Annotated in this window: 13 protein-coding genes and 4 pseudogenes; 8 read left to right on the top strand and 9 right to left on the bottom strand. The window is 64.5% G+C overall.

The window, feature by feature from the left end:
- Window position 1: 1 nt before the first annotated feature.
- Together B0O95_RS02865 and B0O95_RS02860 are read right to left on the bottom strand one after the other, a co-directional pair.
- Window positions 2-931 carry an ABC transporter ATP-binding protein gene (locus B0O95_RS02865; protein WP_233203067.1) on the bottom strand — a complete coding sequence of 310 codons (930 nt, stop codon included), beginning with the start codon at window positions 929-931 and terminating at the stop codon, window positions 2-4.
- 34 nt (window positions 932-965) lie between these two features.
- A complete protein-coding gene (locus B0O95_RS02860) occupies window positions 966-2129 on the bottom strand; it encodes an MlaE family ABC transporter permease (RefSeq protein WP_370641799.1) in 1164 nt (387 codons plus the stop codon).
- Between the two features lie 72 nt (window positions 2130-2201).
- Here B0O95_RS02860 and B0O95_RS02855 point away from each other — a divergent pair.
- The 3 genes and pseudogenes from B0O95_RS02855 to B0O95_RS02845 form a co-directional block, all read left to right on the top strand.
- A pseudogene (locus B0O95_RS02855) lies at window positions 2202-3119 on the top strand (biotin--[acetyl-CoA-carboxylase] ligase); the annotation flags it as partial.
- A gap of 234 nt (window positions 3120-3353) precedes the next feature.
- Window positions 3354-4211 carry a type III pantothenate kinase gene (locus B0O95_RS02850; RefSeq protein ID WP_104076524.1) on the top strand — a complete coding sequence of 286 codons (858 nt, stop codon included), beginning with the start codon at window positions 3354-3356 and terminating at the stop codon, window positions 4209-4211.
- A 40-nt stretch (window positions 4212-4251) separates the two neighbouring features.
- On the top strand, window positions 4252-4521 hold the full coding sequence (locus B0O95_RS02845; RefSeq protein ID WP_104076523.1) for a hypothetical protein: 270 nt from the start codon (window positions 4252-4254) through the stop codon (window positions 4519-4521).
- On the opposite strand, the gene rfaE2 is transcribed toward B0O95_RS02845, so the two are convergent.
- The 6 genes from rfaE2 to B0O95_RS02815 form a co-directional block, all read right to left on the bottom strand.
- On the bottom strand, window positions 4522-5001 hold the full coding sequence (rfaE2, locus tag B0O95_RS02840) for a D-glycero-beta-D-manno-heptose 1-phosphate adenylyltransferase (RefSeq protein ID WP_104076522.1): 480 nt from the start codon (window positions 4999-5001) through the stop codon (window positions 4522-4524).
- Between the two features lie 4 nt (window positions 5002-5005).
- A complete protein-coding gene (locus B0O95_RS02835) occupies window positions 5006-5884 on the bottom strand; it encodes a ferritin family protein (RefSeq protein ID WP_104076521.1) in 879 nt (292 codons plus the stop codon).
- A 248-nt stretch (window positions 5885-6132) separates the two neighbouring features.
- Window positions 6133-7143: a MerR family transcriptional regulator gene (locus tag B0O95_RS02830; protein ID WP_104076520.1), complete on the bottom strand. Its 1011-nt coding sequence runs from the start codon at window positions 7141-7143 to the stop codon at window positions 6133-6135.
- A gap of 212 nt (window positions 7144-7355) precedes the next feature.
- Entirely contained in the window at window positions 7356-7571 is a 216-nt protein-coding gene (locus tag B0O95_RS02825; RefSeq protein WP_104076519.1) for a hypothetical protein, read from the bottom strand.
- 71 nt (window positions 7572-7642) lie between these two features.
- Window positions 7643-9115 carry a PhaM family polyhydroxyalkanoate granule multifunctional regulatory protein gene (locus B0O95_RS16300; RefSeq protein ID WP_233203054.1) on the bottom strand — a complete coding sequence of 491 codons (1473 nt, stop codon included), beginning with the start codon at window positions 9113-9115 and terminating at the stop codon, window positions 7643-7645.
- A 46-nt stretch (window positions 9116-9161) separates the two neighbouring features.
- The gene (locus tag B0O95_RS02815; RefSeq protein WP_104076518.1) at window positions 9162-9998 is read right to left on the bottom strand and encodes an enoyl-CoA hydratase/isomerase family protein; all 837 of its coding nucleotides are present in this window, start codon (window positions 9996-9998) and stop codon (window positions 9162-9164) included.
- A gap of 61 nt (window positions 9999-10059) precedes the next feature.
- On the opposite strand from B0O95_RS02815, the pseudogene B0O95_RS02810 reads away from it, so the two are divergent.
- The 3 genes and pseudogenes from B0O95_RS02810 to B0O95_RS02795 all read left to right on the top strand — a co-directional run bounded on the left by B0O95_RS02810 (window position 10060) and on the right by B0O95_RS02795 (window position 12867).
- Window positions 10060-10770 (top strand): annotated as a pseudogene (locus B0O95_RS02810) (IclR family transcriptional regulator domain-containing protein).
- 52 nt (window positions 10771-10822) lie between these two features.
- Window positions 10823-12388 carry a DUF3108 domain-containing protein gene (locus B0O95_RS16295; RefSeq protein ID WP_233203053.1) on the top strand — a complete coding sequence of 522 codons (1566 nt, stop codon included), beginning with the start codon at window positions 10823-10825 and terminating at the stop codon, window positions 12386-12388.
- Window positions 12389-12609: 221 nt separating this feature from the next.
- Entirely contained in the window at window positions 12610-12867 is a 258-nt protein-coding gene (locus tag B0O95_RS02795; RefSeq protein ID WP_041753891.1) for a BTH_I0359 family protein, read from the top strand.
- A 76-nt stretch (window positions 12868-12943) separates the two neighbouring features.
- On the opposite strand, the pseudogene B0O95_RS02790 reads toward B0O95_RS02795, so the two are convergent.
- A pseudogene (locus tag B0O95_RS02790) lies at window positions 12944-13156 on the bottom strand (IS3 family transposase); the annotation flags it as partial.
- A 78-nt stretch (window positions 13157-13234) separates the two neighbouring features.
- Here B0O95_RS02790 and B0O95_RS16880 point away from each other — a divergent pair.
- Together B0O95_RS16880 and B0O95_RS16875 are read left to right on the top strand one after the other, a co-directional pair.
- A pseudogene (locus B0O95_RS16880) lies at window positions 13235-13459 on the top strand (transposase); the annotation flags it as partial.
- The gene (locus B0O95_RS16875) at window positions 13425-13622 is read left to right on the top strand and encodes a transposase (protein ID WP_332908550.1); all 198 of its coding nucleotides are present in this window, start codon (window positions 13425-13427) and stop codon (window positions 13620-13622) included. The pseudogene B0O95_RS16880 and the gene B0O95_RS16875, both read left to right, overlap by 35 nt.
- Window positions 13623-13722 lie beyond the last annotated feature (100 nt).

Genomic DNA, 13722 nt, shown 5'->3' with positions numbered 1-13722 from the left:
CTCAGCTTCCCTCAACGCCAACGCCCGGTCGGCAATGTTCGCCGCGATGCCCGCGCCTAGCGGCGTGCTCGACTTCGAGCAATGCGTCGTCGGGTATCGGCTCGAGCGCGTCCGCCGGCAGCTTGGCACGGCGCGACGCTGGCAGCGCCTGTAGTGCACGACGGCCGCGCATGCCCAAAAAATACTCGCGGATGAACGGGTGGTCGACGCCGGCGACCTGCTCGAGCGGCGCCGCGACGATCACCTTGCGATTGGCCAGCACCGCCACGCGCGTGGACAACGACACCATCGTGTCCAGGTCGTGCGTGACCATCACCACCGTCAGGCCGAGCGCGCGATGCAGCGTCGCAATCAACTCGACGAACTCCTCCGAGGCCTGGGGATCCAGGCCGGCAGTCGGTTCGTCCAGGAACAGCAGTTCCGGCTCCAACGCTAACGCGCGCGCAATGCCCACGCGCTTGACCATCCCACCGGACAGCGCGGCCGGCATTTTGGTTGCGTGCCGGCCCGACAGCCCGACCATTTCGAGCTTCAGCATGACGATATCCGACAACAGCGCCGGCGGGATCTTGCCCAATTCGCGCAATGGCTGCGCGATGTTGTCGAAGACCGTCATCGCGGAAAACAGCGCGCCATGCTGGAACAACATACCCGAGCGGCTGCGCAGCAATCGGGCCGCGTGCTCGCTCATCTTCGCGGTATCCTCGCCGAAGATGCGGATCGTGCCCGAACTTGGCGCCTCAAGCCCGAGAATCTGCCGGATCAGCGTCGTCTTGCCGGAGCCGGAACCACCGACCAGCGATACGATCTCGCCGCGCCGCACCTCCAGGTCCAGGTGCTCGTGGACCACCGTGCGGCCATAGCGCTTGGTCAGGTCGGTCACCTCGATAACAGGCTCGGCCACCGGCGGTGCGCCGTGTGCGAGGGCCATCGAGGTCAGCGCGTGCGGTTGGATCATGCGCGCCTCACGACAACCCGATCCGTTGGAACATGATCGCAAACACCGCGTCGGCTAGGATCACGACCGTGATCGAGGACACGACCGACGTGGTCGTTCCCTCACCCAGGCTTTGCGAATTGGGCTTGATGCGCAAGCCGAAGTGGCAACCGACCAGCGCGATCAGCATGCCGAACGCCACGCCCTTGCCCAAGCCGATGTACAAATTCGCCACCGGCACCACGTTCGGCAACGAACGGATGAAGAAGCTTATGTCGATATTGAGCACCAATTGCGCGGCCAACATCCCGCCGGTCAGCGCGATCGCGTCGGTCCACATCACGAGCAGCGGCATCGCGACACCCAGCGCGATCACCCGCGGAAAAATCAGCCGTAGCCCATGCGAGATCCCCATCACGCGCATTGCGTCCAGCTCCTCGGTCACGCGCATCACGCCCAGCTGCGCGGTGATCGCCGAGCCGGAGCGGCCGGCCACGAGAATCGCCGCCAGCAACGGGCCAAGCTCCCGAATAATCGACAGCCCGAGGATGTTGACGATGTAGGCGTTCGCGCCGAACAACCTCAGTTGCTGTGCGGACAAATACGACAGTACGATGCCGATTAGGAATGCGACCAGCGCGGTGATCGGCAGTGCCTGCGCGCCGGCCGCGTAGACGTTTGCGGAGATCTCGCGCCACGGGATGCGGCGCGGGTCACGCAGCAGCCTGCCGCCGTCCATCACCAGGCCACCGAGCAGTATGATGCCGTCGCGCAGGTGCCCGGCAAAATCGAACATAGCGAGCCCGAGCCGTGTGATCGGATCGATTGCCGCCGCCGGCTCGGCCGGTTCACGCGTTGCCTCAAGCAGCGTGATCCGGTTGAAGATCTCACGCTGCGTACCGGTCAAGCTGATGCCGGGCGGCAAGCGCCGTCCCCAGATCTGCCACAGCGCCTGTGCGCCGACATGGTCCAGCTGCTGAATTGGCGACAGGTCCCACAGCGTGTCGGCTCGGGCCGCCGCGTCGCGCATCGTGCGCAGCTTGGCCGCGATGCCACCGCGCCGCTGATCCAGCGCCAGCGAAAGCGCGGTCCATTGGCCACCCAGGCGAATCGCCGTACCTGACGGCACGGACCGGTCCTGGCTCGGTTTCACGGCATCGATAGTGAGCAGCGGCGGCGTCTCGAAATCCAAAGCGGGCACGACAAAGGTCAACGTAGCGTCATTGTATCGAAAGGCGCAGCATGGCCTCGCTACAATAGCAAGATGTCCGATCATTCTTCCCCCCAAGATCCGCCCGGCATCCCGGGTGAGACCACCGCCGGCGGCGATCCTCGGCCGGCGGCGGCCCGCCGCATCGAACGCGAGCGGCTCCTCGAGCTACTCGACCCATGGCCTTCGCGCTGGGCAATCGAGGTAGTCTACGAGACCGGCTCGACCAACGCGGATCTCGTCGCACGGCTGAAGGAAGCGCGCGGCGTGCCGTTCGAGCCGAGCGTGCGCGTTGCCTATTCACAGACGGCGGGACGAGGACGGCGCGGCCGGCCGTGGTTGGCCACCCCGGGCAATGCGCTGCTGTTCTCGCTCGGCTACTTGATGCCGCGCGCGCCGGACCGGCTCGCCGGGCTAAGCCTGGCGCTCGGCGCGATGATCGTGGACGGGCTGCGTACTCTGCCGCTGGATGCCAGCGGGAGGCTCTCGCTCAAGTGGCCAAACGACATCCTGCTGGACGGCGCAAAGCTAGCCGGCGTGCTCGTGGAAACTGTATGGAGTACGCGCGACGCCACCGCGCTGGTGGTCGGCGTGGGCCTGAACATCAATGGCGCCAATGAGTTGGAGCAGCAGATTGCGTCGTTGCACGAAACGCTTCGCGCCACGCTGCCGACCATACCTGTTGCACTATCCCGCGCGTGGCCGCATGCTGCGCTCACCCCCGTGCTCGGCGCGGTGCTCAATGCGCTGGCAGTCGGGCTGGAGCGCTTCGGCCGGCATGGCTTCGAGCCGTTCCGTGACACCTGGATCGCCAAGCATGCGTATGCGGACCAAGAGGTCGTCGTCTTGGAGCAAGGCGACGAGATGGCACGCGGCATCGCATACGGCGTTGACGAACAAGGGCAATTGCTGATACGCACGCCACAAGCAATCCGGGCGATCGCCACGGGCGACGTGTCGCTGCGGCTTGCCGCAAGCGTTGATTCGCCGGCGCGGCCAGCGCCCGGTTTGTCTGCTTGCGGTGCGTGCACGGGCGGGCTGCCGACGGCTGCCGTATCCACCGCAGGGCTGTGTCCGTCCGGATTGCCCCCCGGCGGCGTGCCCGCGTCCGACGCGCCCGCCCCCGCTCTCCCGGGCGCCGGCAAGCCGCCCGCTACCGGATGCGCGCGTGAACAACAGCCGCACAACGACGACGCGTAAGCCGCCATGATCGATTCTGACCTTGCCGGCACGGCCGGCCACCGCCTGGTGATCGACGCGGGCAATAGCCGCACCAAATGGGCGCTGGTGCGCGCCGATGGCAGTCTGCGGCAACTCGGCGCGTTCTCGCACGAAAACCCGCTGGACGACGCGCAGGGCGACGTCGCCGCACGCGCGGCGGGACTGCAGTGGGACGACTTGCCGACACCAGCCGATATCTGGATCTCCAACGTTGCGGGCCAGCACGTCGCCGCGCGCCTGTCGGCGATGCTCGATGCGCGCTGGCCAGGCATCGCACGCACGACCATCGTATCGCGCCGCTCACAATGCGGGGTGACAAACGGATATGGCGAGCCGACACAACTGGGCACCGATCGCTGGGCCGGCATGATCGGTGCACGTGCGGCCTACCCGCGTGAGCATCTGCTGATCGTCACGCTCGGCACTGCGACGACGATCGAAGCGCTGCGCGCCGACGGCATCTTTGTCGGCGGCTTGATTGCACCGGGATGGTCATTGATGATGCGTTCGCTCGGCGAGCATACCGCGCAGTTGCCGACGCTGACGCCGGCGGGCGCACGCTCCGCGCTGGCCGGCAAGCCGGGCCTGACGTTCGGCACCGACACGCCCGCGTCGCTGTGCGCCGGATGTGCGCTCGCGCAAACCGGCTTGATCGAGCATGCTTACCTGACATGGCGCGCCGAACTCGGCGGCGCATCGGTACGCATGGTGCTTGGCGGCGGTGCCGCCGACGCATTGGCGCCAGCGCTGACTGTGCCGCACACGCGGCACGATCATTTGATACTGTCTGGGCTCGCGCTGATTGCGCAAGACGAGGTGACGGCGCACAGGCACGGCGCCTGACGCAGCGGCCCCTCTAGAGAAGAAGCACGGAGAATCGCAGATGCTGCGCTGGTTGATTGCAGGATTGCTGGTCGCGAACGTACTCGGATTCGTGACACTCCGTGGCGCGTTTGGCCCGGCTCCGGCGGCCGATCCCAGCGAGCCGTTTCACCGGAGCAACCAAGTACGTCCGGATGCGCTGCGCGCCCAGCCGCTCGACCCGGCACGGCCGCAGCCACAGCCACAGCCACAGCCACAGCCACAGCCACAGCCGATGATCGGCGGGCCGGGCCAGGATTCGGGGGTGGCCGCGTGCGCGCTCAGCCCGTGATCAGCGGAAGCGTACGCGCTGCAGCAGCTTCGTCGTCGAGCGGTCGTGCTCAAACGGAATTGCTAGTGCGCGGCCGCCCCAGCTGCGCACCAATGCCGATTCCGGCAGCTTGTCCATGTCGTAGTCGCCGCCCTTGACCAGAATGTCCGGGCGCAACGCGCGGATCAACTCGATTGGCGTCGACTCGTTGAACATCACGACGTAATCAACGCTTTCTAGCGCGGCAAGCAACGCCATGCGGTCCGCTTCCGCATTGATCGGGCGATCGTCGCCCTTGCCAAGCTGCCGCACCGACGCATCGCTGTTGACGCCGACCACCAGGCACGCGCCCAACGCGCGGGCATCGTCCAGATACGTCACATGCCCGCGATGCAGGATATCGAACACACCATTGGTGAACACGACCGGCGCACCGAGCGAGGCTCGGCACCCGAGCAACGTTTGCCACTCGACGATCTTGCGCTCGAACGAAGCCGGCATGGGCCTACGCCGGCTGTGCTGTGCCGCCCACGTCGGCATCGCGCTGCAGTCGCGCCGCCAACTCCTTGCGGTAACGGTTCAATTCCTGCGCCGTCGTGAACGTGCGCTCGAACAGCAGCGACAAGTTGTGCAGGATCCGCTCGATCACCTTTTTTTCCCATGTGTCGTCGAATCGGATCTGTTCGTCCAGCCAGCGCTCAAGCCATTCCGGGTCGGGCAGTCGCGATTGCACGGTGTCCCGCGGAAATAACTGCCGGTTCACGTGTAGGTTCGTCGGGTGCAGCGGCTTCTCGGTACGCCGAGCCGACGACATCAGCACGCCGATCTTCGCGAATGCGGCGCGCGCGGAGTCGCCGGCCGTGGCCAGTGCCTTCTTCATATACCGAAGGTAGGCGCCGCCATGCCGCGCCTCGTCGCGTGAAATCGTCTCGTAGATGTGCTTGATCACCGGCTCTGTATGCCACTCGGCCGCACGGCGGTACCAGTGGTTCAACCGGATCTCGCCGCAGAAATGCAGCATCAGCGTTTCCAGCGGCGGCGCCGGGTCGAACGGGAAGCGCACCGCGTGCAACTCCTGCTCGGTCGGCACGAACTCGGGGCGGAAGCGCCGCAGATATTCCATCAATACCAGCGCATGCTTTTGTTCCTCAAAGAACCAAACGCTCATAAACGCGCAGAAGTCGCTGTCGTTATGGTTATCACGCAGGAACATCTCTGTCGCCGGCAACGCGGACCATTCGGTGATCGCGTTCATCTTAATTGTGTTCGCTTGTTCGTCAGTCAACATCGACCCATCGAACTTGTCCCACGGGATGTCCTTTTCCATATCCCAGCGAACCGATTCGAGCGAGCGGTAGAGTTCCGGATAAAGCATGGTGTTCATGGTGCCACCCTATCAACCTGAAAAACGTAGACTGCGTTGCGCCCGTCATCGATATCGTGCGCCGCATGGTTCGACCCGGCAGACGGGCAAACGCAGGATTTTACGTGAGCGCGGCCCGCCCAGGTGCGGAAAAATGCCGCAGCGGGGCGACGCCTTCCGAGAGAATCCGCGTTGCCGCGAAGCGGCCCCGCAGCGTCTGTTATCCATCGTGTTTAGCTGTTGCGCGGCGCCAATGTACAACGTTCCAATTATGATAGCACGCGGTGTTGACGCCACTGCGTGACTGCACCATCGATGTGCGTCATCGACACCAAGTGTTGGATCCCCTGTTGCGCGAGGCGGCGCGGGACGTTGCCGCCGCTGGTCCACAGTTGCACCTGCGGCGGCAGCCGAGTCTGCAGCTCGCTGGCCGCGCGCGCCGCAGACTCGGCGTCGGGTGCGGCTGCCATCGATAACACGACCATGTCAACATCGCTAGCGCGCGCCGCGTCGGCGATCTCATCGATCGATACGCCGGCACTCATCACCGCGCAGCGGCAGCGGGAGAGCACAAACAAGACTTCCATCATCGCCAGTTGCACATCATGCGCCGCGCCTGGGACCGCCGCCAGCAACGCGCAGGGCCGGCCCCGTACGACATCCGTGAGCAGCCGCACCGCACGTCGGAAAACGTCCTGCAGCACCTGTCCGAGCGCCGGCGCATGCGCGGCGCTCGGCGATCCGCCCGCCGACGCCTGGCCTACCCGCGCGCCAAGCGGGATTGCGATTTCGTCGATGAAGCGCTCGATGCCCACGCGCACCAGGCGCCACATCAGTTCGTCGCGCAGCGCCGTCCAACGCTCGGTATCGATCAGTTCGAGCAGCGGCGCCAAGTCCACGTGGGGTGACACCGGCGTGCTCTGGCGCACCATCGCACGCAAAACCGGCTCGGAATGCAGCAACACGTTGCCCGGACGATGCCCGGCGTCCAGCAACTGCTTCACAAGCCGCAGCTTGCGGACCTGCTCGGCCGGATACAGGCGTTCGCCACCCGTGTTGCGCAGCGGCCGAGGAAAACCGTATCGGCGCTCCCAAACGCGCAACGTATCCTTCGTCAAGCCGATTTCATGGGCAAGGGCACCAATGCCGACCGGCGATAGTGACGGCTCGGGCACGCCGGTATCGTCCCCATGCATCCGGCCACTCGCGCCGTCGCCATGCGCCGGCCCCCAATCTGCTGCCTCTGCCGTTTGCCCATCGGCGGAAATGTGCTTGGCCATAGGTGTCGTGAAGCTTCGCCGATGCGGCGCGCCCCTTATTGTTCAAACGTGGCCGCCAATCCTAACCCTAATTTACGCTTTTGGGGACAGAAGAAAGCGGTTTGTAACCGATAAATTCGCAGCTATATGCGGACAAATCCCGGACAATAGTGCAAGATGGGTTCATTCGGTCCGCAAGCACCGGCCACATCACGGGGCATGACGATGGCTGTCTACAGGGACGGCCGCATCAATGCGGCCAGTGCATCGTGCCGTTGCAGCACGTCGCAATAGCCGAGCGTGATCAGCTCGCTGGGAGAGCGCGTTACCATATCCACGCGCCGCCAGTTACGCGTGATCACCGCATCGGGCGGGTGCATGAGCAGGCAGCTCACGTGCTTTACCGGCTCGATGTGCACGCCAAGTGCCTCAAGAAACACGCTGATCACGATCTGCCGGCCGATCTGCGCAAGGGTCGGGTAGCCGGCGGCGCGGAAGCATCCGGCATCGATGTCCGGTGCTATTTGGCGGTCTGGCCGCGGCGCTCGCGCACGCCGGCCGCCGGCATCGTTCCCTTGGTGCGCTTGCGGGCCGCTGACGGCCTATTGTCCGCGTCGGCGCTGCTGCCAATCACGGCCTTATTGCCTGTCGTGGCCGTGCCACTCGTGGCGTTACCATGGGTGGCGGCGTTGCGAGCCGTTGGGACCTTGCGACCCGTCGCCGTCGCCAGCTTGCTACGCGTCGCAGATTTATCCTTCGCAGCGGACCCGCCGTGCTTTGCCGAGCCGCTGTGCCTCGCCGACTTGCCTGCCGCCACTGACGTGCCGCTTGAAGCCATTCCGCTTTCCGCCATGGCGCCGCCCTGGGTCGCCGATCCGCTTGCAGCTGCTGCCGCGCGCTTGGACGGCGCGCGGGCCTTTGCAGCGGATCGGCCCGCCCCCGCCGAAGCGCTCGACGGCGAACGCCCCAGCCCCTCGTCGACCCGCTGCCGCATCGCTTCCTTGATATTGTCGGCAGACACCGATGCACCGGGCATCGTATGCGGCGCAACCGCGAACCGGGCAATCTGCTCGAATTGCGTCTGCAACAAGTTCCACCAGGCTGACACGTCGAGCGGCTCGCCGGCCCTGGACGCGGCCGCGTGCTCGCCGGCATCAGCCGCCGCAGCAGCGTCGGCGGCTTCACCCCGCGACGTATCCGGTGTACGACGATCCGCTGGCGCGCCGTCCTGCGTATCGGGCCCCCGCTGTCCGGCAACCGGTTCGCCCGCCTGCGCCGCCCGGGTCCCGTGCGCCGCCGGCGCGTCCCGTTGCGGCGATGCCTCGCCAGGGGCGGCCGGGTCCGCGTCGGCAGGTCTGGTGGCGCCGGCCGCGCCTTCCATCGCACCCTTTACCACATCGCTCGCGACATCGTAAAACGCCCTTGCGAACGCAAACGGATCCGCGGCCGCCGCTTGCTCCGGGGGATCGTCAGCCGCAGACGCCGCATGCGAGCCGGTCCGCCGGGCATCATCCGCTCCGTTTGCTCCGTTTGCTCCGTTCGCTTGACCCGCTGCGGCCGGCGGCGACCATGGCTCACCGCGCGCATCGCCACTTATGCCGGACTCGCCCGACGGACGGCCTGCGCCAGACGCGCCGTCCGGCGCAGACGTCATCGGCGCCTGCACGAATGCGCCGAACGCGCGCAGCGTCGCAAGCGTCGAGCGTTGCACCTGCAGCGCCTGGATCATCGACTGCAGCATCGACAAGTTGAGCTTGAGCCACTGTTCGACCGCTTGAAGATCGATGATGCGCTTATCGAGCTCCTCAACGCTCATCAGCTGCGCGACGATATCCGGTCTGAGCCCGAGCGGTGACGACGTCGGCCCGCCGCCGTCTGCAAAACTGTCCGGCATACGCATCAGCTTGAGCAAGCTGTCGAACATCTGATAGCCGGCATTCGGCGAAAACTGCGGGAATGACGAAAATGGGGTATTGCCGCCTGAATCGCTCATTGATCCTGCCTCCCTCTGCTGCTCGGTCATAATGGGCATCGCCCAGTCAGAACGGCGCACCGTCTGGAAACCGTGGCGCGCGACGCTCGCGCAGCGAATGAATGCCTTCGTGCACGTCCTGCCCACCGAAACCGAGAAATTCCAGCGCCAGCGATGTGTCGAACGTCGGGCCGGCGCTGCGTAGCCAGTTGTTCAACGCGTACTTGGTCCAACGGATGGCGCTTTGCGAGCCGTTGGCCAATCGCTGCGCCAGCTCAAAGGACTTCGGCACCAGGTCGATATCGTCGACCGTCAGCGACACCAGGCCGATACGCTCAGCTTCGTCGCCGGACACCGGCTCGCACAGCAGCAGGTGATACTTGGCCTTGGCCATGCCACACAGCAGCGGCCAGACGATCGCCGCGTGATCGCCGGCGGCCACACCCAGCCGCGTATGTCCGTCGATGATGAGCGCGCTTTTCGCGGCGATTGAAATATCGGCGAGCAAGCCGGCCACCAGGCCAGCCCCCACCGCCGGACCGTGCATCGCCGAGACCACCGGCTTGCTGCAATTAACCAGGTTGTAGACGAGGTCACGCGCCTCGCGCCATACCCGCGCGCGCACCTGGAAGTCGTTGGCCATCTGCTCGACCAATGCCAGATTGCCGCCGCCGGAGAATCCCTTACCTTCGCCGCGGATGATCGCCACCCGTGTGTGCGGATCAGTGTCGATGTCGCGCCAGATATCCGCCAGTTCGCGATGCATCCGTTCATCGGCGGTGGCCAACGCGCTCTTGTTGCCCCCTTCACCACTCATGATCACTTCGAGAATCCCGTGCTCGTGTCGGCGCAGCTTTAGCGCTTCGTAGCGGGCGTAGTGTAGGTCGTTCGGAAAATCTTTCATCGGCCTGTCCGGAAGCGGGCAGCACGCCCGATAGTCTGAACACTAGCAGACGCCCGCCACAATGGGAGAGGAAGTTGAAAACGAGCGCGGCGATATCGGCGAAGACAAGGTGCGCTCTGGCATTCAGTCGATCGAGGTTGGCTTTAAGCTGCTCGAGGTGTTGACCAACAAACCACATGCAATGATGCTGCGCGATTTGGCACAGCGCTACGAACTCGGCGACTTTACGCTGCAGATAGGCCTGGCGCGACTCGTGCGCGTGGACGGCATGAAGCTCGCGAATCGCATTGACCAGACTGCGTGATCAGCTCGACCAGACGGTGGGCATCGCAGTTTGGGGCAATCAGGGCCGACTGTCGTACACTGGACGGAGTTGAGCCATCCAGCCAAAGCCTCGCTCAAGCTCGGCGATGTGATGCCATTGCTCAGTTCGGCCACTGAGCGGCTGTTTGCTGCCTACCTGCCGTGCAGCGGCGATAATCGAGCACGAACTGCGCGATGCACGCGCGTCGCGGCTGCCCAATGCCCCGCGCACGCAACGGATGCCAAAGCGCTATTTGCCAAGGTTCGCAAACACGGTGCCGCACGGACGCAGGGTATGCTGCTGCCGCCGCTCTATGCGTTCTGCAGGCCAGTGTTCGATGCCACTGGAGCGCTCGCGCTGATCGCGGCCGGACAGGAAGGCACGTTTGATATCCGCTGGGGCGGCGAAATCGACGTGGCGCTGCGCGACTGCGCGCAATGGCTGTCCTATGCAATGGCTGTCCTATGAACTGGGGTACGATCGCGCATGCAACGCGTAGTGCCCGCCTGCTTGGAAATCCATGGCGGAATTGTCTTCGCACGCCGCATCGCGGCGGCCCAGCACGATCGTTGCCAGCCACTCATGCCGCCGGCATGCACGCGGGCCAGCCACGCGCTGGGTCGTCACCTTGGCGCTGGTATTGCTCGCCCATGCGCTAGCTGGCGTGTGGTTAGAACGCGTGCCTGGACTGAACCTCGCACTGATGCCGAGCGAGATCCCCATCCAGGTCGCCGTGCTGATACCGCGGCCGATCGACTCGGCGATGCAGCCCGAGCGCGCCGCGTCGGTGACCGGTGATGCGCCACACGCGGCGCCTCTCTCGCCGCCCAGCGCGGCAGCCCTGCCGTCCAGCGATGTCTTGCAAGCGGTGGTACCACAGCCGAACACGTCCCGTGCTACGCGCGCCGACACCGCTGGCCTGCCGCCCGCCCGGACACCGCGCGCGAAAGACAACACCCGGCCGGGCGCGCTGACCCCGCACACACCGGCTGACACGGCCGCACAGGCCTTTGCCGGCACACGCGGCCCGCTCGCCAGCGAATACGACACCAGCTGGCAACCGCCGCCGGCCACGCGCGACGCGGTCGCGAACGACGCGTCGCACGTGGCCGCGGCGTCGAGCGCATCCGATGCTTCGACTGCTTCAACTACTTCGGCTACTTCGGTTACTTCAGCTGCTTCTGGTACTTCAAATGCTTCGAGCACGTCAGCCGCCTCAGCCCCGTCGCCGGCCTCCGCGCCGCTCGCGCCCGGCGGCGAAAAATTCGCGCTGCCCCCGAGCGCGGATATCCGGTACGACACTTTCTACAACGGCGTGCAAAATCAGGCTGGCACGCTGCGTTGGACCACCAATGGCGCACATTACCAAATGGTCGTCTCGATGACGCTGCCGTTCGTGGGCACATACAGCTTCACCAGCGAGGGCCGCGTCGACGCATTCGGGCTCGCGCCGCAACGCTACGTGGAACAGCGCGGGCGCCGAGGCACCGATACGACGCGCTTTGAGCGCGACACGCAGCCGGGACGCATCGCGTTCTCGCGCTCGCCTCAAATCTTGCCACTGTCCGACGGCGCGCAAGACCGCTTCAGCATGGTGATGCAATTGGCCAGCCTCGTGCGCGGTAACCCGTCGGCCTATACACCGGGCGTCACACGCCAGTTTTTCGTCGCCGACAGCGACAGTGGCGAGACCTGGCCGATCGAGATGATGGGCACCGAATCGGTGCAGACTCGGCAAGGATTCGTCGATGCATTACATTTTATGCGCCTGCCACGCCGCAACGGCGACCGGCGGCGCATCGACGTATGGCTCTGCCCTATGCTCGATTACCTGCCGGTCAGGCTAGTGCAAACTGAGCCAAACGGCACGCAAGTCGAATTGCTGTGGCACGGCAAGCTACCGGCGAACAGCGGGACGGGCCGGCCCACCCTGTCCGAGGCGATCGGCATGCCCGAAGAGGGGACCGTCGCCCCAGCCGAGCCCGCTCAAAAGCATCCGGCGCCCGCGACCGCCGATGCACCCACGTCTGTGCCGGGCATAGGCCATGCTGAATCATCGCCATGGCAGGCGCCGGCGAAACCGTAACGCGGATGCTTCGCTTGGCCGTTCAGTGCGTCGGCCTGGCGCTGGAATCCTTTTCCGCACCGGCGGTCGAATCGGTAGATTCGGAACGGCAGTTAGTTCAACAACGTAACATAATGTAACCGCAGGGAATACCCGTTCCGGGTCGGCCCCTTGAATTTCTGACCACCCTCTCCATCTACGGTGCAAACCGTGGCAGAGCAACAGAATTGAGGAGTGTCGCCATGCAAATGATCTACAACAGCCCGAACTACTGCGTTGTCGAATTCGCCCCCCAAGCCGAGCACGGCACAATGCTGTCCGGCGGTTTCGAGATCGTCGACAAAAATGCGCAGCGCGAGATATTCATCGACGGCTCGATGGCGGCTCGCTTTCGCGAGCACGTGCAGCGCCTGATCCAAGAGCAACCGTCGCTGGAGGAAGTCGACGAATTCCTCGGGCAATTCGACAGCCTGATGAACCAACCCGTCGTGCTGCACTGATCTTCGATCGCTGGCGGACTCCAAAAACCTCACTGGACATTGAACCGACCCCACAAAGTTGGACAGTTTCGGAAAGCTAGGGCTGACTGGGCTGGGTCCTGTATTGCACAGGGCTCAGCCCTTTTAGTTTGAGTTTGATGCGAATCGTGGTTGTAATAGTGATGTAGCGTGCCAGACTGGTCTGCAGTTCATCCAGGTTGCGCAAGCGCTCAAGATGAAAGAGTTTGGACTTGAGCGTGCCGAAGAAACTCTGCATGGCGGCATTATCCAGACAATTGTCCTTGCCGCTTTGGTCCAATCGACGAACGGCGCGTTGGGCAGAATGATCGCAACAACCCGGTTAGTAACGTAAAGTGGCTCCAGCGGCATGCGGTCGGTCCTCGTGTCAGAAGGCCAAATGCTAAAGCAAGGCGGTCATTCCGCAACGCTTACGCGCGATCGCGTCGTGCTACTCAAACGCGAGCGCGACTTGACCGGCCAAGAGCGGCTGCTGATGGAAGTTTGGACGCTAAACTATCCTTTACTCGGCAAAGCGTACAGGCTTAAAGAAGCCATTTATGGAATCTACGATTGCCAGCCGCCCGATGAGGCACACGACGCCTTTGGGCTGGTACAGGTCCATCCCGTACGGCCTGCACAGGCACTTCGAACCGTTGACCACGGCATTCCAGAACTGGATGCCGGAGATTCTGGCGTACTTTGATCGCCCCGTAACGAACGCTTACATGGAGAGCTTGAACAACCGATCCGCGTAATGAACCGGCTGGGCCGTGGCTATTCGTTCTAAGCGCTGCGCGCGAAGTTCCTGTTTGCCGAAGGCGCGTTCAAGCTGGAGGACATGCTTATCGCGGGTCC

Origin of the sequence: Mycetohabitans endofungorum (assembly GCF_002927045.1) — a bacterium.
In the GTDB taxonomy this organism is placed as follows: domain Bacteria; phylum Pseudomonadota; class Gammaproteobacteria; order Burkholderiales; family Burkholderiaceae; genus Mycetohabitans; species Mycetohabitans endofungorum.
The sequence above is the reverse complement of the archived record's forward strand: the minus strand, read 5'-3'. Positions and strand labels throughout refer to the sequence as shown.

Excerpts from the sequence above, each read along its gene's own strand:
- B0O95_RS02815 (WP_104076518.1), bottom strand. The coding sequence starts at position 9,998 with ATGAAAGATTTTCCGAACGACCTACACTACGCCCGCTACGAAGCGCTA.
- B0O95_RS16295 (WP_233203053.1), top strand. The coding sequence starts at position 10,823 with ATGGCGGAATTGTCTTCGCACGCCGCATCGCGGCGGCCCAGCACGATC.
- B0O95_RS02850 (WP_104076524.1), top strand. The coding sequence starts at position 3,354 with ATGATCGATTCTGACCTTGCCGGCACGGCCGGCCACCGCCTGGTGATC.
- B0O95_RS02845 (WP_104076523.1), top strand. The coding sequence starts at position 4,252 with ATGCTGCGCTGGTTGATTGCAGGATTGCTGGTCGCGAACGTACTCGGA.
- rfaE2 (WP_104076522.1), bottom strand. The coding sequence starts at position 5,001 with ATGCCGGCTTCGTTCGAGCGCAAGATCGTCGAGTGGCAAACGTTGCTC.
- B0O95_RS02865 (WP_233203067.1), bottom strand. The coding sequence starts at position 931 with ATGGCCCTCGCACACGGCGCACCGCCGGTGGCCGAGCCTGTTATCGAG.
- B0O95_RS02835 (WP_104076521.1), bottom strand. The coding sequence starts at position 5,884 with ATGAACACCATGCTTTATCCGGAACTCTACCGCTCGCTCGAATCGGTT.
- B0O95_RS02795 (WP_041753891.1), top strand. The coding sequence starts at position 12,610 with ATGCAAATGATCTACAACAGCCCGAACTACTGCGTTGTCGAATTCGCC.
- B0O95_RS02830 (WP_104076520.1), bottom strand. The coding sequence starts at position 7,143 with ATGGCCAAGCACATTTCCGCCGATGGGCAAACGGCAGAGGCAGCAGAT.
- B0O95_RS16300 (WP_233203054.1), bottom strand. The coding sequence starts at position 9,115 with ATGAGCGATTCAGGCGGCAATACCCCATTTTCGTCATTCCCGCAGTTT.
- B0O95_RS16875 (WP_332908550.1), top strand. The coding sequence starts at position 13,425 with ATGGAATCTACGATTGCCAGCCGCCCGATGAGGCACACGACGCCTTTG.